The sequence below is a fragment of the Pelomonas margarita genome (assembly GCF_043555875.1).
GTDB lineage: Bacteria > Pseudomonadota > Gammaproteobacteria > Burkholderiales > Burkholderiaceae_C > Pelomonas > Pelomonas margarita.
This window is the reverse complement of the sequence record NZ_JBIGHW010000006.1, coordinates 66581-86069: the sequence shown is the minus strand read 5'-3', so window position 1 is coordinate 86069 and position 19489 is coordinate 66581. Positions and strand designations below refer to the sequence as shown.

The window sequence follows — 19489 nt, the reverse complement described above, 5'->3', positions numbered from 1 at the left end:
TCAGCTCGTTGCCGCCGGTGTGTCGAAACCGAGCACGCCGGGGTTGATCAGGCCGGCCGGGTCGACCTCGCGCTTGATGCTTTCCAGGAAGGCCCACGACGCCGCTTCGCGGCTGGCGCGGTAGGGGTAGGTGCGGCCGATCTGGAAGTGGCCTGCGCCGCGCCGCTGCAGCGCCGCGATGATCTGCGCCTTGGCCTTCAGCGCGACCGCATGCGCGGCCGGGTTGGCAGGCAGCACCGGCAGCTTGGCCAGGTGGGCCGGCTCGATCATCGACTCGTGCACCGCATGGCGCTCGTCGGGCCAGTACAGCACCGGCTCCAGGATGATGGCGTTGGTAGACATGCTGCTGAACAGGAAGCCGGTGTGCACGCCGTGCTGCTTGAACTCGTCCGCCATGGCGGCGAAGACGCCCTCGATCTCCTGCAGCGCGGCGGCGGCCACCGACAGCGGCACCTGGCCGTGGATGGGCAGCCAGCGCTCGCCGTCCGGCCCGAGGATGCTGTTGGCCGCCGGGAAGGGCTGGGCGCGGATCACCTTGGCAATCGTGTTGGCGATCTCGGTGCCGCCCTGCGCGGCGGCGATGCGGCGCGCCTCGGCCAGGTCGTGCTCCACCGCCGCCGCGCAGCGGCCCTCGGCATTGACGTGCAGCGAATAGGCGTCGTCCTCGACGAAGCTGCGCCCGGCCAGCGCCATGCGGCCCACCTCGACCAGCCCCTTCACCAGTGACTTCTGCTTGCCCGCCACGGCTGCTGCCGTCTTCAGGTCGCTGGCCATGGAGGCGCGGCGCATGCGCACGGCGGTCAGGCCCGGGTCGAAGCCGCACATCTCTGCGGCCAGGCCGGCGCGGGCGATCTCGGCCATCGCTGCCATCAGCGCAGCGCCGGTCTTGAAGGAGAACGAGGCATGGCCCTCGGCGGCCGGCATGCGCATGAGCCGCAGCGTGACCTCGGCCTTGATGCCCAGTGCCCCGCAGTCGCCGCAGAACAGGCCGGCGAGGTCGGGGCCGAAGTGGCGGTAGAAGGGCGACTGCCCGTCGGCACCACGCGCGCCGGTGCGCAGCACACGGCCGTCGGCCAGCACCACGGTCAGCGCGACGACGCTCTCGCTGGACGTGCCGTGGTGGCCGGCACCCAGCATCGCGTTCAGTTGCGAGATGCCCGCGCCCACCGTCGAGGCGATGCCCGACATGGGGCCGAAAAACGGCGTGCGCAGGCCCAGCGGCTTCAGGGCCTCCAGCAGCGCCTTCCAACTGCAGCCGGCCTCGACCGTGACCGTCATGTCCTGGGCGTTGATGTCCAGCACGTGGTTCATGCGCGCCATGTCCAACGACACCGTGTGCTGTTGGCTCGGCACGTAGCCGGCCGTGTAGCTCATGCCGGCGCCACGCGGCGCAATGGCATAGCCTGCCTGCGTGGCGGCGGCCACCACGCGCGCCAGCTCGTCCACGCTGCCCGGTGCCACCACCAGGCTGACGGTGCCGGTGCCGCGGTCCCCGATGTCGGCCTGGAACAGGCGGCGTGCGGCGTCGTCGGCGTTCAGCCTGTCTGCGCCGACGATGCGGCTCAGGGTCTCGGTCAATGCCGGCAGCGCTTGCGCTGCGGGGGCCAGGTGGCTCATCGAATGTTCTCCGTGCTGACACCGGTTTCGGCTGCTGCGTATTGAGCTGGCGCAAGACCTGTGTGCGTGACTCAAATATTGCAAACGGGGGGGCGCGCGAACAATCTCTTGCGAGGACTGACCGCAGCGCGAGAACGCGGGTCATTCGCGGCGCCTGGGGGCAGCGGCCGCCGGCCTGGAACCCGCTTACCAACGGGCGAAAACGCCAGCATGGCGCAGTGCGCGCGCCACGCTGGGTCGGCCTGCACAAGCTCGGCGCGTGCGCTCCGACGCCCCTGCCGGCGCGCTCTCAGGGCCGGGCGGGTGGCGCCGCGAGGAATGCCTCGATGGCGTCGGCGCGCCCCTCCCGGGGCATGCGTGCGACCGTTGCCGCCGGCAGCAGGCGGGCTGCAGCGTCCAGGTAGCGGGCCAGCGGGTCGCCGTCGACGGCCATCAGCAGCGTGGCGTGTTGCAGCAGCGGCAGCCGCTCGGACGTCGGGTGCGCGAAGGCCGCCTGATAGGCCAGGTGGTAGCTGGGCAGCGCCTTGAGCATCTCCACCACCAGCGCCTGCCGCACGGCGGGCGGCGGCACGGGGCCGTGGTTCAGCCGGTGCGCCGGGTCCTGCATGAAGTGCGGGAAGTGCACGAACATGTTGTTCACGAAGTGCCAGGCCCAGGCCAGGTGGCCGCCGAAGTCGTCGGGCACCATGGCCGGCGCGTAGCGGGCCTGCATCTGAGCGCGCAGTTCGGGCTCGAACAGCGCGAGGCCGTCCAGCACCAGGCGGCGCACGCGGGCCGGCTGCCGCAGCGCCAGCTCGCAGCCGATGTGCGCGCCGGTGTGCTGGCCGCAGAAGTCGACCTGTGGCACGCCCAGCGCGTCCAGCAGCGCCAGCATCGGCGCCAGGTAGTCGGCGATCTCGGTGCGGGGCAGGTCCAGCGGCTCGGAGTCGCCATTGCCCGGCATGTCGGGTGCGATGACGCGCCGGTGGCGGGCCAGTTGCTGCATCAGCGGCACCAGCCCGGCCGAAGATCCCGGCCCCGCATGCGCCAGCAGCAGCGGCGGCTCGCCGGGCTGCGACGCACCGGCGGTGCGGTAGTGCAGCAGCCGCCCGCCGGGCAGGCGCAGGAAGTGCCGGTCCACCGGCGGCGGCGGGGCGAGGAGGGCGCTCGTGGCGGTCATGCGTGCCTGGCGCCGGGCATCAGCCGAGGTAGACCCACGGCCGCGCGCGGCGGTCGGCGGCCTGGAAGGCATCGATCAGCGCGGCGGACGCCAGCGTCAGCGCGATCGGGTCCAGCCCCTTCAGCAGCATCTCGCGCTGGCTGGCGGCAATCTCGAACGGGTAGGCGTTGCCGGCCGCGTCGCGCACGATGCAGCGCTGCAGGTCCACGCAGAGCTGGCGGCCCTGCGGGTCGGCCGCCACCGAGGCAGCCAGCGCGTTGACCTGCGCCTCGGCCAGCACCACCGGCAGGATGCCGTTGCGCACGCAGTTGCCGGCAAAGATGGCGCCGAAGCTCGGCGCGACGATGGCGCGGATGCCGTACTCCTTCAGCGCCCAGACGGCGTGCTCGCGCGACGAGCCGCAGCCGAAGTTCAGCCCCGCCAGCAGGAGGGTGCTGCCGCGCTGGTTGACCCGGTTGAGGACGAAGTTGGGATCGGGCTCGCGCGCCCGCACATAGCGCCAGCCGGCGAACAGGCCGCCCGCGAGGCCGGTCTTGGAGACGGTCTTCATCTCGCGCGACGGGATGATGGCGTCGGTGTCGATGTTGCTGCGCAGCAGCGCCGCCGCGACACCGGTGTGCACGGTGAACTTGTCCATGTCAGAGGAGCCCGCGAGGGTCGGCAAGGCACCCCGCGATGGCCGAAGCGGCGACCGTGACCGGGCTGGCCAGGTGGGTGCGCGTCTGCGGGCCCTGGCGGCTCTCGAAGTTGCGGTTGGTGGTGCTGACGACGCGCTGGCGCAGGCCGAAGCTCTCGCCGCCGGCGAAGAAGCACATCGAGCAGCCGGACTCGCGCCATTCGAAGCCGGCGTCCAGGAACACCTGGTGCAGCCCCTCAGCCTCGGCCGCGAGCTTGACTTGCGTGGAGCCCGGCACGCAGATAGCCTTGACGCCCGGCGCCACGCGACGGCCGCGCAGCAAGGCGGCGGCGGCGCGCAGGTCGGACAGGCGGCTGTTGGTGCAGGAGCCGATGAAAGCTGCATCAATGGGCGTGCCAGCGAGCGCCTGGCCGGGCTGCAGGTCCATGTAGGCCAGCGCCTTGTGCATGGCTTCCTGCGTGGCGCGGTCGGCCGCGTCCGCCGGGTCCGGCACGCGGGCGTCCACGCCCACGGCGTGCTGTGGGCTGGTGCCCCAGGTCAGCATCGGGCGCAGCGTGCTGACGTCCAGGCGCGTCTCGGCGTCGAACACCGCCTCGGCGTCGCTGCGCAGTTCGCGCCAGGCGGTGCAGGCTTCTTCCCAGGCTTGGCCCTTGGGCGCAAACGGCCGGCCCTGCAGGTAGGCCAGCGTGGCTTCGTCCGGCGCGATCAGGCCGGTGAAGGCCGAGAACTCCACGGCCATGTTGCACAGGGTCATGCGCGCTTCCATGCCCAGCGCGCGCACGGCCTCGCCGGCGAACTCGACCACCGAACCGCGCGCTCCCGAGGCGCTGTCGCGCGCGATCAGCGCGAGGATCATGTCCTTGGCGCCCACGCCGATCGGCAGCGTGCCGTCGAAGCTCACCCGCATCGACTTCGGCTTGACGACGCGCAGCGTCTGCGTGGCCAGCGCATGCTCGGCCTCCGACGAGCCTATGCCCCAGGCCAGCGCGCCGAGTGCCCCCTGCGTGCAGGTGTGGCTGTCCGGGCAGACCACCGTGGTGCCCGGCAGCACGATGCCCTGCTCGGGCGACACCACATGCACGATGCCCTGGCGCGGGTCGCCCAGGTCGAACAGCTGGATGCCGCTGCGGGCCGTCTGCTCGCGCGTGATGCGGATGAAGGCCTCGCCGCCTGGCATCAAGGTGTTGTCGCTACGGCCGGGAAAGGTGTCGACGATGTGGTCCAGCGTCGCGAAGGCCAGCTGCGGGTTGCGCACCTTGTAGCCGGCCTCGGCCAGCGCCTGCAGCGCCACGCCGCCGGTGCGTTCGTGCAGGAACACGCGGTCGATGTGGATCAGGCTTTCGCCCTCGTCCAGCTCGGCCACCCGGTGCTGGCGCCAGAGCTTCTCGAACAGGGACGTACCGCTCATGGCGCCAGCACGCCTTGCTCGACCAGCGCGTCGACATCGGCAGCGCCCAGGCCCCGTGCCAGCAGCAGTTCGCGGCTGTTGGCGCCGACCTGTGGCAGGTCGTGGCGCAGCCCGAAGCGGCGGCCGTCCATCTCGATGGGCAGGGCCGGCAGCCGGGTGCTGCGGCCATCCGGCAGCGTTACCGGCACCAGGCCGCCGGCGGCGTTCAGGTGCGGGTCGTCCAGCAGCTCCTCGGGCTTGGCGATGGGCGCGAACGGCAGGCCGGTGGCTTCCAGCTTGGCCATCAGGCCGGCCTTGTCGAACTGGCGGAAACGCTCGCGGATGACGGGCAGCGTGCGCTCGCGCTGGCGCACGCGCTCGGTGTTGCCGGCCAGGCTGGCGTCAGCCAGGAAGTCTTCGAAGCCAAAGGCCTCGCAGAACTTGCGCCATTGCGTGTCGCTGACGACGGCGGCAAACACGCGCTCGCCGTCGCCGGCCTCGAACACGTCGTAGACGGCCCAGGCCGACTGGCGGATGGACATGGGCGGCGCGGCCTTGCCGGTGACGGCGAACTGCGCCATGTGCTGGCCCACGAGAAAGGCCGTCGTCTCGTACAGCGAGGTGGTGATGCGCTGGCCGCGGCCGGTGCGGTGGCGCTGCTCCAGCGCGCCGAGGATGCCGATGACGCCGAACATCGCGCCGGTGACGTCGATCACCGAGGCGCCTGCACGCATGGGCTTGTCGGGCAGGCCGGTCATGTAGGCCAGGCCACCCATCATCTGGGCCACTTCGTCCAGCGCGGTGCGGTGCTCGTAAGGCCCGGTGAGGAAGCCCTTGCCCGAGCAGTAGATCAGGCGCGGATTGGTGGCGGCGAGAGCGTCGTAGCCGAAGCCCAGCTCGTCCATGGAGCCGGCGCGGAAGTTCTCGATGACGATGTCGGCGTCGCCCAGCAGCTGCTGCACGATCGCGCGGCCCCTGGCCGACTTGGTGTCGATGGCCAGGCTCTTCTTGTTGCGGTTGTACATCGCGAAGTAGCCGGCGCCGGAGCCGCTCAGGCGGCGCGTGTTGTCGCCCTGCACCGGCTCGACCTTGGTCACGTCGGCGCCCATGTCGGCCAGGATGACGCCGATGCTGGGGCCCATGACCATGTGGGTGAACTCGATGACCTTCAGGCCAGCCAGGGGCAAGTCTTGTGGTGTGCGGTTCATGCGGGATCGCTCTTGCGGGTGGCGGGCGCGAAGCCCTTGGGCAGGCCGGCCAGCGGCGTCATGCCGTAAAGCGGCTCGCCAGGCAGCGCGGCGGCCAGCAGCTCACGCGTGGCGAACAGCGCATCAAGGTCGATGCCGGTGCGCAGGCCCATGGCTTCGAGCATGAAGACCAGGTCTTCCGTGACGATGTTGCCGCTGGCGCCGGGTGCGAACGGGCAGCCGCCGAGGCCGGCCAGCGATGAGTCCAGCGTCGTCAGGCCCACGTCCAGCGCCGCGACGACGTTCGCCAGGCCCTGACCGCGCGTGTTGTGCAGGTGGATGCCGGTGAGCTGGTGCCGGCCCACGGCAGACCAGACCGCCTTGATGAGGCGGCGCACCTGGGCCGGGTTGGCGTAGCCGGTGGTGTCGGACAGGCTCACCTCGTCGCAGCCCGCCTCCATCAGCGCGACGGCCAGCTCCAGCACGCGCCTCTCGGGCACGACGCCTTCCAGCGTGCAGCCGAAGGCGGTGGACAGGCCACCCTCGAGATGCGGGCGCTGGCCGGGCGGCAGCGCGTGGATCAGCGCGGCGATCTGGCGCACCTCGTCGAGCATCTGCGCATGGCTGCGCCTGACGTTGCGCAGGCTGTGCGTCTCGCTGACCGACAGCGGGATGGTGATCTTGTGCGCGCCGGCCGCAATGGCCGCCTGCGCACCCTTCAGGTTGGGCACCAGCACCGCGACGTTCAGGCCGGGGATGCCGCGTGCATGGGCAACCAGCTCGGCGGTGTCCGCCAGCTGCGGCAGCAGGCGCGCCGGCACGAAGGAGCCGACCTCGATCTCGGCCACGCCGGCCGCGGCGGCCGCGCTGATCCAGGCCTTCTTGGCCTCGGTCGGCATGATGGCCGAGATGCTCTGCAGCCCGTCGCGCGGGCCCACCTCGCTGACCAGCACATCGCGCTCGGTGGCGGGGGCAATGCTCATGCGACCTCCTGCTGCGCGGCGAAGGCCTCGATGATTTCGCCGGGCGACGCCTGCCAGACCTCGCGCGATGCGCCGATGTGCTGCAACACCGTTTCCAGGTGCCTGATGCGGTGCGGCTGGCCCATCACCCAGGGGTGCAGCGACAGGCTCAGCAGCCGGCCGCCCTGCTCGCGGGCCTCGGCCAGCAGCAGGTCGAAGGCATCCATCACCTGCTCGGCCCAGGAGGCCTCGGCGTGCAGGTTGTCCATGACGACGAAGCGGTCCTCGATCTCGGTGGCCAGCGGCAGGTTCCACAGCTTGCCGTGGGCAGTGTGGAAGCGGTAGGGCAGCTCGTCGTTGACCCAGTCGCAGAAGTAGTCGATGCCCTCGGCCTTGAGCAGCTCGGGCGTGTGCGGGCTCTGCAGCTTGCCCGGGCTGAGCCAGCCGCGCACGGGCTGGCCGGTAGCGTCACGCAGCGTGGCGAGGGACCGCTGCACGGTGGCGCGCTCGGTGTCGATGTCCAGGCCGCCGTGGTGCGGCGTGTCCATGGACCACGAGTGACCCAGCACCTCGTCGCCACGCGCGCGGATGTCGGCCATCAGCGCCGGGTAGCGCAGTGCCAGCTCGGCATTGATCGCAAAGCTGGGCCGCACGCCGTGGGTGTCCAGGGCCCGCAGCAGGCGATAGATGCCCACGCGGTTGCCGTAGTCGCGCAGCGTGAAGTGGCGCAGGTCCGGGTGCGGCATGGTCATGGCGCCCGGCAGCTTCAGCTTGGCCGACGGGTTCATCGGGAAGTGCTGCAGGCTCACGTTGACCCACACGGCCAGCGGCTTGCCGCCGGGCCAGGCCAGCGGTGGGCGGTCGGTCAGCATCGACCAGGCATAGCGCGCATGGTCCATGCCATAGCGGCGCTGCGGGTAGGTCAGGTGCGCTTGATCGAGGGCCATCAGATATTCCCCTTGCTCGCGATGTCGGCCAGCGACTCGTCGTGGTGATGGGCCAGGTAGTGCTCGGCAATCTCGCGGCCGGTGGTGACCCACACATCGCTGTGGCCGGTGATGTAGGCCAGCGCGTCCTCAAAGGCCTTCAGCCGGTGCGGGCAGCTGACCTGGTAGTTGTGCGTGGGGATGCACATCACCGTGCCGGACTCGGCGCCCTCGGCGTAGAGGCGGTCGAAGCTGTCCTTGATCATCTGGCCGTAGCGGCGCGGCTCGATCTTGTTGACGACGTAGGCGATGGTGTCGTTCAACTCCAGCGAATACGGCACCGACACGAAGCGCTGGCCGCCGCGCACGCGCAGCGGCGTGGGTTGGTCGTCGTGGAACAGGTCGCAGCTGTACAGGCCGCCTAGCTCGGCAAACAGGTCCAGCGTGTGTTCGCTGTGCGACAGCGCCGGCGCCAGGTAGCCGGCCGGCGCGCGGCCGGTGTGTTTCTCGATGGTCTCGATGGACTCGAGGATCATCGAGCGCTCCTGCGCCTCGGACATGCCGTAGGTGTAGCGCGTGTTGTAGATGCCGTGGCTGAAGAACTCCCAGTCGCGCTCGCGGCACATCTCGATGATCTCGGGATGGTGTGTGCACAGCGCCGTGGACAGCGAGATGGAGCCGCGCACGCCGTACTTGTCCAGCAGCTTCATCTGCCGCATGTGGCCCACGCGGTTGCCGTAGTCGCGGATCGAGTAGCCGGGCACCGCAGGGGAGGGGTGCGGCCACGCGGCGCGCGCCGGGTTGGCCGGTGGGTTCAGCTCGTAGAACTCGACGTTGGGCGCCACCCAGAACGCCACGCGCGCGCCGCCCGGCCAGCGGATCTTCGGGCGGTCGCGGTAGGGCCAATAGTCGTAGTGGCCGGTGTCGGTTTTCATGCCGCCACCTTGGCCTGTTCGTCCAGCCAGGCCAGCGGCTCGCTCACGTCGACGACGTCGGCGTACTTCAGCATCAGGTCCGTCAGGTTGGCGAAGTGGTAGGACTCGTGCTTGTCCGCCACGCACTGCTCCGGCACGATGGTGCGGTAGCCGCGCGACAGCGAGTCCACCGCGGCCGCGCGCACGCAGCCCGAGGTGGAGCCGCCGGTGATGATGACGGTGTCGACCTGGTGCCAGACCAGCAGCGACTGCAGCGGCGTCTCGAAGAACGGCGACGGCATGCGCTTGCAGTAGACGAAGTCGTGGCCCCGCTCGATCTCGCAGCGCTCGTCGAACTGGGCGCGCCGCGAGCCGTGCCTGATGTTCTGCAGCGAGTCCGGCGTGTCGGTGCGTGTGCCCCAGACGCCGGCATCCTCGCCGGAGTCGGCGTAGGCCACGTGCGTCCACACCACCGGCCAGTTCAAGGCGCGAAAGCGCCGGGCCAGCGCGTTGACATGCTCGATCTGGCGCGGGTCTGTCTCGTAGGCGGTCTTGAACTCGCCCACCTTGGTGTAGGCGCACTGGAAGTCGATGTTCACCAGCACGGCCTTGCGGCCGTAGCCGAAGCGCGCGCGTGCCGGGTTGGCTTTGACCTCGGCCCAGATCTGGCGAGCGGTCTTGTCGGATGTTTCCATGCATCTCTCCATTGGCACGGCCCGCGCGGTTGCGGGCATGGCCGTCGCCGGCACGATAGGCCGGCACCGCCGGGATGACCGCAGCGGCTTGGCGAACTGATCGGCCTGCGGACAGCGGCCTGCGGGCGCCAGCGGCAAGCACCGCAAAACGACAACGGCCGCCAGCAATGGCGGCCGTTGGCGGCGAAAGCTGGCCCGCTGGCGGGCCGGCGTCAGCGGGGCGGCATCGGCCCCGGTCTGGTCACTTCAGGCTTCGCAGAAAGGCCACGAGCGCCTTGCGCTCGGCAGCATCGGTCATGCCGACGAAGGCCATCGTCGTGTTGGGCGCCAGGGCGGTCGGCTTGACCAGCCAGGCGTCGAGCTTGGCCTCGTCCCACACGAAACCGGCCGCCTTCAGGTCCGTCGAGAACTGGTAGCCCGGCAAGGCGCCGGCGCTGCGGCCGAACAAGCCGTGCAGGTTGGGGCCGGTCTTGACCAGCTTGCTGCCCGCCACCGCCTCGTGGCAGGCGGCGCAGCGCATGAACAGCCGCTTGCCCCGGGCCACGCTCGCGGCGTCGGCTTCTGCCTGCGCCCATGCCGGAGCGGCACCCACCAGCGCGGCGAGCAGCCCCGAAGCCAACAACAACCGACCCGACTTGCGCTGCATGACCGACCTCTCGATGCGTTCAAAAAACCCATGCTAGGCGGGCGCCCGCCGGCCATGCGCCACCAGGTGCGCGCGTGTTCGCACCGTGGCCATGACCGCGCCCCGCGTGGCGCAACGGCAGACCGGCTATCCGCCTGATGGACGGAGCGATGGCCCGGCAAGACCGCGCACCAGCATGGGTGTGAGGATGACCCATCACTCGTTCAGTCAGGAAGCATCCGCCCATCATGATCACTCACGAAACCGAGGTACTGGTTGCCGGCCTGGGCCCCGTCGGCGCCACCGCCGCGCTGTCGCTGGCGCGCAAGGGCATCAACGTCACGGCCGTCGAGCCCTTGGTGAGCAGTGCGACCGACCTGCGTGCGTCCACCTACCACTCGCCGACGCTGGAGATCCTCGATGACCTGGGCGCCGCCGAGACGCTGTTCAGCCAGGGCCTGAAGGCGCCCGTCTACCAGTACCGCGACCGCCAGACGGGCGAGGTCTTCTCGTTCGATATGACCGAGATCGCCGACCGCACCCGCTTCCCGTTCCGCATCCAGTGCGAGCAGCACCGCGTCACGGCCAACATCGTCGAGCAGATCAAGAAGCAGCCCAGCGCCACCGTGCTGCAGGGCCAGCGCGTGCTGTTCATCGAGCAGGACGACGACGGCGTGACCGCCTACGTGGAGAGCGCCAACGAGGTCGAGCGCTGGCGCGCCAGGTACCTGGTGGCCGCCGACGGGTCCAGCAGCGTGGTGCGCAAGGTGCTGGGCCTGAAGTTCCCCGGCTTCACCTACGACGAGAAGTTCGTCTGCTTCTCCACCGAGCACCCCATCGAGCAGGCGTTCGACGACCTGGCGCTGGTCAACTACATCTCGGACCCGACGGAATGGATGGTGGTGCTGCGCGTGCCGGGCCTGTGGCGCATCCTCGTGCCCGCGCCGCTGGACCTGACCGACGAGCAGTTGGTGGGCGACGAGTACAAGAACGGCGTCTTCGGCCGCATGCTGGGCAAGGACACCGATGTGACCACCCGGCACCGCACCATCTACCGTGCGCACCAGCGCGTCTGCGAGCGCTTCGCCATGGGGCGCATCGTGCTGGTCGGCGATTCGGCGCACCTGAACAGCCCCATGGGCGGCTTCGGCATGAACAGCGGCATCCACGATGCGATGAACGCGACGGCCAAGCTGCACAAGGTGCTGCGCGAAGGCGCCGACGGGCCGGCACAGATGGCGCTGTATGAACGCCAACGCCAGACCATCACGCGCGACTTCGTGCAGGCGCAGACCATCGAAAACACGCGCCTGATGCGCGATGGCTGGGCCAATGCCCGCGCCGAGCGCAGCGAAGCCATGCAGCGGCTGCTGAACGACCGTGAGGCGCGCCGCGCCTACCTGCTCAAGCAGGCCATGTTCACCAGCCTCGAACAGGCCGAAGCCATCGTCTGACAAGCCCGGAGTTCTCCCATGACTGACGTTCTCGGCTGGCGCAAGGTCTTCGCCGTCATCGCGCCTTCGACCAACACCGTGGTGGAGCCCGAGATGGCCGCCATGCGCCCGGTGGGCGTGACCAACCACTACCGTGACATCTACGTCGAGAACCCGACCGCGCTGTCCGACAAGGACTTCGTGGCCGGCACCGACAAGATCGGCGCCGCGCTGCAGGACGCGCTGCGCACCGCCCGCACCTGCGCGCCCGACTACCTGGTGATGGGCGTGTCGGCCATCTCCTTCGTCGGCGGCCGCGCGGGCGGCGACGACTTCATCCGGCAGGTGGAGGACGCGGTCGGCGTGCGCGCCAGCGTGGGCTCGCGCTCCGTCGTGGCCGCGCTGGAGGCCTACGGCAACATCAGGCGCGTGGCCTTCGTGTCGCCTTACTACCCGTCGGCCAACGCCCAGGTGCGCCGCTACCTGCAGGACAGCGGCTTTGATGTGGTGCGCGACGTGCCGCTGCAATGCAGCAGCTGGCTGGATATCGGCCGACAGACGCCCGAGCGGCTGGTGCAGGTGCTGCGCGAGCTGGACGGCGACGACGTCGACGCCATCGTCCAAGTGGGCACCAACCTGTCGATGGCGCGGCTGGCGCCGTGGGCCGAACTGTTCCTGGGCAAGCCGGTGATCGCCATCAACACGGCCACCTACTGGCATGCTTTGCGCGCCAACGGCATCACCGACCCCATCGAGGGCTTCGGCCGCCTGCTGACGCACATGTAGAAAGCATTGCCAGATGAACCTGCCCACCGTCCGGCGCGCGTTTGTCACCGTCGGTGAGCGCCAGGTCCACTACCGCCAGGCGGGCGAGGGCCCGCCCGTGCTGCTGCTGCATCAGTCGCCCGCCAGCTCGGCCGAGCTGGAGCCGCTGATGCGGCATCTCGCGCCGCGCTGGTGCGTCATCGCGCCCGACACGCCGGGCTACGGTCATTCCGACCCGCTGGGCCCCGCGCAAGCCCAGCTGGGCATCGACGCCTATGCCGATGCACTGGCGGCGCTGCTGGATGCGCTGGGTCTGCCGCGCGCGGCGCTGTTCGGCTCGCACACCGGCGCCATCATCGCCACGCGCTTTGCGGCTCGGCACCCCGGGCGCGTCAGCGCGCTGGTGGCCAACGGCATCTTGCTGAACAGCGCCGAGGAGCGGGCCGAGCTGTGCGCGAACTACTTCCCGCCCTTCGTGCCCGACTGGGCCGGCGGCCACCTGGCCTGGCTGTGGTCGCGGCTGCGCGACCAGCTCGTCTACTACCCCTGGTATCAGCGCCAGGCCGCGCGCCGCATCGAGTGGGCCATGACGCTGGCCGACATCGACCACGCCGCACGCGACCTGCTCGACGCCGGCGACCATTACCGCAGTGCCTACCGCGCCGTGCTGGACTACGACATTGCGCCCGACCTGCCGCGCCTGGCCATGCCCACCTGCTTGATGGTGGCGCAGACGGATGCGCTGGTGATGTATGTGCCTCAGTACCCCGCCGCCAGCGAGCGCCTGAGCATCGAGCTGCTGCCCGACTTCGACGCGCTGCCTGCGGCCGTCGAGCGATTCCTGCTGCGCCAGCCGGCGTTGGCAGCCGCCGTCATCCGGCCCGACGTCCCGCGCCGCTACGGGCCCGGCTCGAAGATGCTCCACGTGCAGGGCGCGCAGCTGCATCTGCGTCAGCACGCCGCCGAGGCGGGGCGCCCGCTGCTGCTGTTGCACGACCTGGGCAGTTCATCGGCTGCGCTGCTGCCGCTGCTGGCGGGCATGGGCGGCTCCCGGCCGCTGCTGGCGCCGGACCTGCCTGGCCATGGCCTGTCTGACGCCACCAGCGCCCACACGCCCGAGGCCATCGCCGAGCTGCTGCACGCACTGCTGGGCCAGGCTGGCATGCGTGACGCGGATGTGCTGGCCGAGGGCGCGAGCGCCGCCGTTGCGCTGGCGCTGGCGGCCCGCCTGCCGGGCCTGCAGGTGACGCTGTGCAACCCGCGCGCGCTGGCCGCTGCCGAGCTGCCGCAACTCGCGCAACACCTGCCCCCGCCGCTGGACGCCTGCAGCGCCGGCTCGCACTTGCTGCGTGCCTGGACTTATCTGAAAGACCGCGACCTCTACAGCCCCTGGGGCGAGCGCAGCGCCGCCACCGCGCTGCCGGGCATGCAGCCGCCGCCGGCCGAGGCCTTGCAGCGTGGCCTCATCGACCTGCTGCGTGCCCGCGCGATCTACCCTCGGCTGCTGGCTGCGGCGCTGCGCCAGGCCACCTGGGAGGCCATTGCCGCCAGCGGTGCCCGGGTGCTGGCCGTGCCCGGCCATGCGGCGCACACGCGGCTGGCCGGCGTGCAGGCGCTGCCTGTCGAGCGGGCCGGCCGGGCCGGCCTGCTGGGCGATCTCAGGCGCTGACGGTGCGGCCCAGGCGGCCGGCCTGCGGCTGCCGCAGCAGCGTGTAGGCCACCAGGCTCAGCACCAGGCCCACCGTCGGCACGATGGCAAAGGCGATCAGGATGCCGCTGATGGCGCCAGCCGATTGCTGCACCATGCCGGTCGACGACGACTGGAAGCCTGACAGGCTCAGCACCACGCCCGCGATCAGCGGGCCGATGGCGAAGCCCAGCTTCTCGATGGCGGTGAACACGCCCGACAGCAGGCCTTCGTCCACCACGCCGTCGGCGGCCTGGCCGTCCTTGATCGCGTCGGTGAGCATCGAGAAGATCATCAGCAGCACGCCGGCGTTGGTGACGCCGATGCCGATGCCGCGCAGGATCACCAGCGCCTGGTGCGTATCGAGGGCGCCCAGCAGCGGCAGCGTGGCCAGCACCTCGCCGCCGGTGCCGGCCCACATCCACGACACCGTGATCAGCGCCCAGGCCACCGTCGCCAGCACGAAGCAGAAACGCTTGCCCAGGCGGTGTGACATCGCCAGCCACAGCGGCTGGCTGATGAGGGAGCCGGCAGCCATCAGCAGGACGAAGGGCAGGATCAGGTCGATCTTGCCGACGACGTAGATGAAGACGAAGCCCAGCACCGTGTAGCCGCAGCCCATGGCGGTGGACTGGATGAAGTGGGCGCTGAGGATCTGGCGGTAGGCGCGGTTGCGCCAGCCGGCGGCCAGCCCGTCGCGCCAGTTGCCGGCGGAGATGGCACGGGTGTCCGGCGCGACGCGGCTGCGCAGGCCCAGCGGCGTCGTCAGCATGCTCAGCAGCGACAGGCCGCCCAGCATCAGCGCGGCCGTGCGCCAGGCGTCCGGGCCGCCGCCCAGGTGCTGGATCACCGGTTGCGCAGCGCCCACGGCGATCACCACGCCCAGCACCGCGAAGATCATCCGGTAGCTGAGGATCTTGGTGCGTTCATAGGAGTCGGGTGACAGCTCCGAGGCCATCGCCAGATACGGCACCGAGAAGGCGCTGAACGCGGTCGACGCCATGAAGTACAGCACGCCGATGGCCACCGCCGCCACATAGGGCGACGAGAAGCCGGTGAAGGAGAACAGGCTGACGAAGCCCAGGCTGGTGAGCACGGCCCCCGCGATCAGGAAGGGCGAGCGGCCGCGCCGTGCCTTGGCCTTGTCGGACCAGTTGCCCATCAACGGATCGCACACCACCAGCCACAGCTTGGGCACCAGCACGACGATGCCGGTCAGCCAGGCCGGCACGCCCAGCATGGTGGCCATGAACAGCGGCAACAGCGCTGCCGGCGTGTCGCGGAAGATCTGCGTGCCCAGCATGCCGGCGCCGTAGGCCAGCATGGTGGACACGTACAGCGGCGCGGGGCGGGTGGTGCGGGTCAAGGCGATCTCCTGGGATGGGCCGTGGCGAGGTGGGCGTTAGGCAGGGCGGGGGTGTTCAGCGCGCCCAGCGCTTCTCGAAGTCCCAGACCTCCTGGAAGCCGATCAGCTTGCAGAACTCCGTGAAGTCGAACATCGGCAGGTCGGGCGTCTGGCTCAGGCCTTCGCTCTTGAGCTTGCGCAGCGCTATCTCCATCGCGGCGGCGGCCACCAGGCTGGTCATCGACGGGTAGATCGCGAACGCGTAGCCGATCTCCTTCAACGTGGCCGCGGGCAGGATGGGCGTTTTGCCGCCGTCGGCCATGTTGGCCATCATCGGCAGGTCGAAGGCCTCGCAGGCGCGGCGCATCTCTTCCTCGGACTGCGGCGCTTCGAAGAACAGCACGTCGGCGCCTGCCTTGGCATAGGCCTCCAGCCGGCGCAGCGCGTCGTCCACGCCGAAGCCGGCGCGCGCGTCGGTGCGGGCGATGATGAGGAAGTTCTTCTTGTCCTCGCGCGACTCGGCGGCCACCTTGATCTTCTCGACCATGTCCTCCATCGGCACGCAACGCTTGAACGGCGTGTGGCCGCACTTCTTCGGAAACTCCTGGTCTTCGATCTGGATGGCGGTGACGCCAGCCTTCTCATAGCCGCGCACCGTGTGGGCCACGTTCAGCAGGCCGCCGTAGCCGGTGTCGCCATCGGCGATGACGGCAGCGTTGCTGGTCTGCACCAGCGTGGCCATGCGGTCCAGCATCTGCGTGTAGCTGGCGATGCCGGCGTCGGGCAGGCCCAGGCTGGAAGCCGTCAGCCAGTAGCCGCTGCCGTAGACGATGGGAAAGCCCACCTTGTTGGCCACGGCGGTGGCGATCATGTCTTGCATGCCGGGAACGACGAAGAAGTCGCCCTTGTCCAGCATCTGGCGGAATACGGGGTTGGCCATGGTGGGTCCTGTGTCAGTGAATCGGTGAGTCAGGTCGGGTCGGCATAGAGCCAGGGCTGGCGCTCCTGCTGGCGCGCTTCGAAGGCGGCGATCGCGGCGCCGGCCTCCCGGCGGATGCCTTCGATCTCGTCCTGGCCCTCCAGCAGCGCCAGCCGGGCGCGTGCATCGATGCCGAAGCGCAGCACGGTGTCGTCGGCGAGCGTCACCGTGCAGGCCTGCAGGTCCACCGTCAGCGCCTGGCCGGCCTGCGCCGCCGCGAGCGCCAGCGCATGCTCGGGCGTTGCCAGGCGGATCGGCAGCATGCCGTTGTTCAGGCAATTAGCCTCGAAGATCTCGCCGAAGCCCGGCGCGATGATGCAGCGCAGGCCCAGGTCGGCCAGCGCCCAGGGTGCTTGCTCGCGGCTGGAGCCGCAGCCGAAGTTGGCGCCCGCCACCAGGATGGCAGCGCCACGCCAGCGGGCCCGGTTCAGCACGAACTCGGAGCGCTCGCGGCCCTGCTCGTCGAAGCGCTTCTCGTAGAAGGCGTAGGGGCCGAGCCCGGCCTTCTGCGTCAGCACGAGAAAGCGAGCGGGGAAGATGATGTCGGTGTCGATGTCGGCATCGGGCATGGGCACTGCGACCGACTTCAGGCGGGTGAACGGCTTCATGCGGCCTCCTGCCGGGCCAGCGTGCGGGGGTCGGCGAAGTGGCCGGCGATGGCCGATGCGGCGGCGGTTGCCGGGCTCAGCAGGTGCGTGCGCGCCCCCACGCCCTGGCGGCCCTCGAAGTTGCGGTTGCTGGTGCTCGCGCAGCGCTCGCCGGGCAGGAGCCGGTCGTCGTTCATGGCCACGCACAGCGAGCAGCCCGGTGCGCGCCACTCGAAGCCGGCAGCCACGAACACGCGGTCCAGCCCCTCGGCCTCGGCCTGCCGCGCCACGCGCTCGGAACCGGGCACGACGAGGGCTTTGACGCTGTCGGCCTTGCGTCGGCCGCGCAGCACCTCGGCGGCGGCGCGCAGGTCCTCGATGCGGCTGTTGGTGCAGGAGCCGATGAAGACATGGTCGATGGCAATGTCCTGCAGGGCCTGGCCGGGCTGCAGGCCCATGTAGTCCAGCGCGCGGGCGATCTTGCGCGCGGCGGCCTCGTCGGCGGCGTCGGCGGGGTCGGGCACGCGGCCGTCGATGGGCAGCACCTGGTCGGGACTGGTGCCCCAGGTCAGCTGCGGCACCAGCGCGGCGGCATCCAGGTCCAGGCTGCGCTGGAAGATCGCATCGGCATCGCTGCCCAGGCTGCGCCAGTAGTCCAGCGCCTGTTCCCATAGTGCGCCGCGCGGTGCCAGCGGGCGGCCGTCCAGCCAGGCGTAGGTGGTGTCGTCTGGCGCGATGAGGCCGCTGCGGGCGCCGGCCTCGATGCTCATGTTGCAGACGGTCATGCGCTCGGCCATGGACAGGGCTTCGATTGCCTCGCCGCAGTACTCGATGGCATGGCCCACCGCACCCGACGCGCCCAGCCGGCCGATGACGGTGAGGATCAGGTCCTTGGCCGCCACGCCCGCCGGTAAGCGGCCGGCGATACGCACGCGCAGGTTGCGCGCGCGTCGCTGGCGCAGCGTCTGCGTGGCCAGCACGCACTCGATCTCGCTGGCGCCGATGCCGAAGGCCAGCGCGCCGAAGGCGCCATGCGTGGAGGTGTGCGAGTCGCCGCAGACCAGCGTGATGCCCGGCAGCGTGAAGCCCTGCTCCGGGCCGATGACGTGGACGATGCCGTGGCGGGCGTCGTTGAGCGGGATGTAGCGCAGGCCGGTGGCGGCCGTGTTGCGCTCCAGCAGCGCGACCTGGTCGCGGGCCAGCGGGTCGGCGATGGGGTGGTCTCGGTGGCGCGTGGGCACGGCATGGTCAGCCACGGCCAGTTGCGCCTGCGTGCGCCGCACAGGCAGGCCGCGCTGGCGCAGGCCCTCGAAGCCCTGCGGGCTGCTGACCTCGTGCAGCATCTGCCGGTCGATGTAGATCAGCGCGCTGCTGTTGCCGTTCTCGTCATGCGCTTCCTGGACCACATGCGAGCGCCAGAGCTTGTCGTACAGGGTCTGGCTCATGGGCGATGGCGGGTGCGGCGGCTGCGGGACATGGGCATGCAGTGTGCGAGCCGGCGCGCTGGTTGCCACACTTGGCGCGGCGGTTGTTCGCCACGTGGACTAGGGCCTGTCAACACGACGGGAGTAGGCCTGCTCCCGCTGTGTTGAACGGCCCTAGTGCATCACCATCGGCTGGTTCTGCACCGGCGCGATGGTGGCGCCCGGGGGCATCTGTAGGGCCAGATCCTGCCGGTCACGCGTCAGCTCTTCCGAGATGGTGGCGGCGCAATGCTTCAGGTCATCGACATAGCGGCGCACGGCTTCGGCCATGGGAATCGCCGACGCGAAGAACACCAGCGACATGGCGCCGGCCACGCGCGAGCCCTCGAAGATGGGCACGCCGATGGACGAGGTCTTGCCCGGAACGGCCGAGTGCGGGTTGCGCTCGCAGGTGGCGTAGCCGTCCTCGCGGATGCGTTGCACGAGCCGCTCGCCCTTGAACATCTCCAGCATGTGGCTGCGGCGCTCGAGCGCTTCCAGGCCCGCCAGCATGCTGTGGCGATCGGCGTCGGGCACATGCGCGAGATAGGCATGGCCCGACGCGCACTCCAGCAGCGGCAGCGTGTAGCCCGGCTCGTAGTTGCAAAAACTCAGCGAGGTCTCGCTGTGCGTGGAGTCGCGCACCATCATGCTCTGGCCCACGTGGGTGACCAGCGACACCGGCCAGGAGATGCGCCGTGTCAGCGCCACCATGTGCGGCCGGGCGCGCGTCAGGAGATTGCCGGTTTCGCGGTAGCCCACCGACAGCGTCTGCACCAGCTGGGTGGCGCGGTAGAACTTGCGGCTGGGCTCGCATTCGACGAGACCTTCGTGCAACAGCGTCTGGATGATGCGAAAGGTCGTCGGGTACGGCAGACCGACGCTGCGAGCGATCTCCATCAGCGACAGCGAACCGTGGCGGTTCACGCATTGCAACACCGCGATGCTGCGGCTGACCGAACGGATGGGAACGCCTCTTTCCATGATGAGCTCTCGCCAGGGGCTGAACGTGGAGGGCCTGCAAGCCCGCCCCGTCGCGACTTGCCGAAAAGCGACTATCGATCCGCGCATGCCGACATCCAACACGGGTTTGCCGCGCCCGTTCGCCGCTGCTCATCAGG

18 protein-coding genes are annotated in these 19489 nt (G+C 70.2%); 3 read left to right on the top strand and 15 right to left on the bottom strand.

Annotated elements, in window-relative coordinates; translation table 11 throughout:
- The 10 genes from ACG0Z3_RS12740 to ACG0Z3_RS12695 form a co-directional block, all read right to left on the bottom strand.
- Positions 1-1617 (bottom strand): FAD-binding oxidoreductase, encoded by a 1617-nt coding sequence (locus ACG0Z3_RS12740; protein WP_394397900.1) that lies wholly within the window; start codon positions 1615-1617, stop codon positions 1-3.
- Between the two features lie 289 nt (positions 1618-1906).
- Positions 1907-2776, bottom strand: a complete 870-nt coding sequence (locus ACG0Z3_RS12735; RefSeq protein WP_394397898.1) for an alpha/beta fold hydrolase — start codon at positions 2774-2776, stop codon at positions 1907-1909.
- 19 nt (positions 2777-2795) lie between these two features.
- Complete coding sequence (leuD, locus tag ACG0Z3_RS12730; protein ID WP_394397896.1) at positions 2796-3413, bottom strand: 3-isopropylmalate dehydratase small subunit; 618 nt, start codon at positions 3411-3413, stop codon at positions 2796-2798.
- A 1-nt stretch (position 3414) separates the two neighbouring features.
- Positions 3415-4821 carry a 3-isopropylmalate dehydratase large subunit gene (locus tag ACG0Z3_RS12725; RefSeq protein ID WP_394397894.1) on the bottom strand — a complete coding sequence of 469 codons (1407 nt, stop codon included), beginning with the start codon at positions 4819-4821 and terminating at the stop codon, positions 3415-3417.
- Positions 4818-6008, bottom strand: coding sequence for a CaiB/BaiF CoA transferase family protein (locus ACG0Z3_RS12720; protein WP_394397892.1), 1191 nt, complete (start codon positions 6006-6008; stop codon positions 4818-4820). The genes ACG0Z3_RS12725 and ACG0Z3_RS12720 overlap by 4 nt, the downstream gene beginning before the upstream one ends.
- Positions 6005-6970: a hydroxymethylglutaryl-CoA lyase gene (locus tag ACG0Z3_RS12715; RefSeq protein WP_394397890.1), complete on the bottom strand. Its 966-nt coding sequence runs from the start codon at positions 6968-6970 to the stop codon at positions 6005-6007. Before ACG0Z3_RS12715 ends, ACG0Z3_RS12720 begins: the two co-directional genes overlap by 4 nt.
- Positions 6967-7896: a polysaccharide deacetylase family protein gene (locus ACG0Z3_RS12710; RefSeq protein ID WP_394397888.1), complete on the bottom strand. Its 930-nt coding sequence runs from the start codon at positions 7894-7896 to the stop codon at positions 6967-6969. The genes ACG0Z3_RS12715 and ACG0Z3_RS12710 overlap by 4 nt, the downstream gene beginning before the upstream one ends.
- The gene (locus tag ACG0Z3_RS12705; protein ID WP_394397886.1) at positions 7896-8810 is read right to left on the bottom strand and encodes a polysaccharide deacetylase family protein; all 915 of its coding nucleotides are present in this window, start codon (positions 8808-8810) and stop codon (positions 7896-7898) included. The genes ACG0Z3_RS12710 and ACG0Z3_RS12705 overlap by 1 nt, the downstream gene beginning before the upstream one ends.
- Positions 8807-9484, bottom strand: a complete 678-nt coding sequence (locus ACG0Z3_RS12700) for an isochorismatase family protein (RefSeq protein ID WP_394397884.1) — start codon at positions 9482-9484, stop codon at positions 8807-8809. Before ACG0Z3_RS12700 ends, ACG0Z3_RS12705 begins: the two co-directional genes overlap by 4 nt.
- A 241-nt stretch (positions 9485-9725) precedes the next feature.
- On the bottom strand, positions 9726-10130 hold the full coding sequence (locus ACG0Z3_RS12695) for a c-type cytochrome (protein WP_394397882.1): 405 nt from the start codon (positions 10128-10130) through the stop codon (positions 9726-9728).
- A gap of 227 nt (positions 10131-10357) precedes the next feature.
- On the opposite strand from ACG0Z3_RS12695, the gene ACG0Z3_RS12690 reads away from it, so the two are divergent.
- Genes ACG0Z3_RS12690 through ACG0Z3_RS12680 form a run of 3 tightly spaced genes read left to right on the top strand, consistent with a single transcriptional unit; the run spans position 10358 to position 13976 of the window.
- Positions 10358-11563, top strand: a complete 1206-nt coding sequence (locus tag ACG0Z3_RS12690) for an FAD-dependent oxidoreductase (protein WP_394397880.1) — start codon at positions 10358-10360, stop codon at positions 11561-11563.
- An 18-nt stretch (positions 11564-11581) separates the two neighbouring features.
- A complete protein-coding gene (locus ACG0Z3_RS12685; RefSeq protein WP_394397878.1) occupies positions 11582-12328 on the top strand; it encodes a maleate cis-trans isomerase family protein in 747 nt (248 codons plus the stop codon).
- Between the two features lie 13 nt (positions 12329-12341).
- Positions 12342-13976, top strand: a complete 1635-nt coding sequence (locus ACG0Z3_RS12680; RefSeq protein ID WP_394397876.1) for an alpha/beta fold hydrolase — start codon at positions 12342-12344, stop codon at positions 13974-13976.
- On the opposite strand, the gene ACG0Z3_RS12675 is transcribed toward ACG0Z3_RS12680, so the two are convergent.
- The 5 genes from ACG0Z3_RS12675 to ACG0Z3_RS12655 all read right to left on the bottom strand — a co-directional run bounded on the left by ACG0Z3_RS12675 (position 13966) and on the right by ACG0Z3_RS12655 (position 19352).
- On the bottom strand, positions 13966-15360 hold the full coding sequence (locus ACG0Z3_RS12675; protein WP_394397874.1) for an MFS transporter: 1395 nt from the start codon (positions 15358-15360) through the stop codon (positions 13966-13968). The two genes, ACG0Z3_RS12680 and ACG0Z3_RS12675, sit on opposite strands and share 11 nt — an antisense overlap.
- 55 nt (positions 15361-15415) lie before the next feature.
- Positions 15416-16279: an isocitrate lyase/PEP mutase family protein gene (locus tag ACG0Z3_RS12670; protein ID WP_394397872.1), complete on the bottom strand. Its 864-nt coding sequence runs from the start codon at positions 16277-16279 to the stop codon at positions 15416-15418.
- 29 nt (positions 16280-16308) lie between these two features.
- Entirely contained in the window at positions 16309-16926 is a 618-nt protein-coding gene (gene leuD / locus ACG0Z3_RS12665) for a 3-isopropylmalate dehydratase small subunit (protein ID WP_394397870.1), read from the bottom strand.
- Complete coding sequence (gene leuC, locus ACG0Z3_RS12660; protein WP_394397868.1) at positions 16923-18350, bottom strand: 3-isopropylmalate dehydratase large subunit; 1428 nt, start codon at positions 18348-18350, stop codon at positions 16923-16925. The genes leuD (ACG0Z3_RS12665) and leuC overlap by 4 nt, the downstream gene beginning before the upstream one ends.
- 153 nt (positions 18351-18503) lie before the next feature.
- Positions 18504-19352 (bottom strand): helix-turn-helix domain-containing protein, encoded by an 849-nt coding sequence (locus ACG0Z3_RS12655; protein WP_394397866.1) that lies wholly within the window; start codon positions 19350-19352, stop codon positions 18504-18506.
- Positions 19353-19489: the final 137 nt, after the last annotated feature.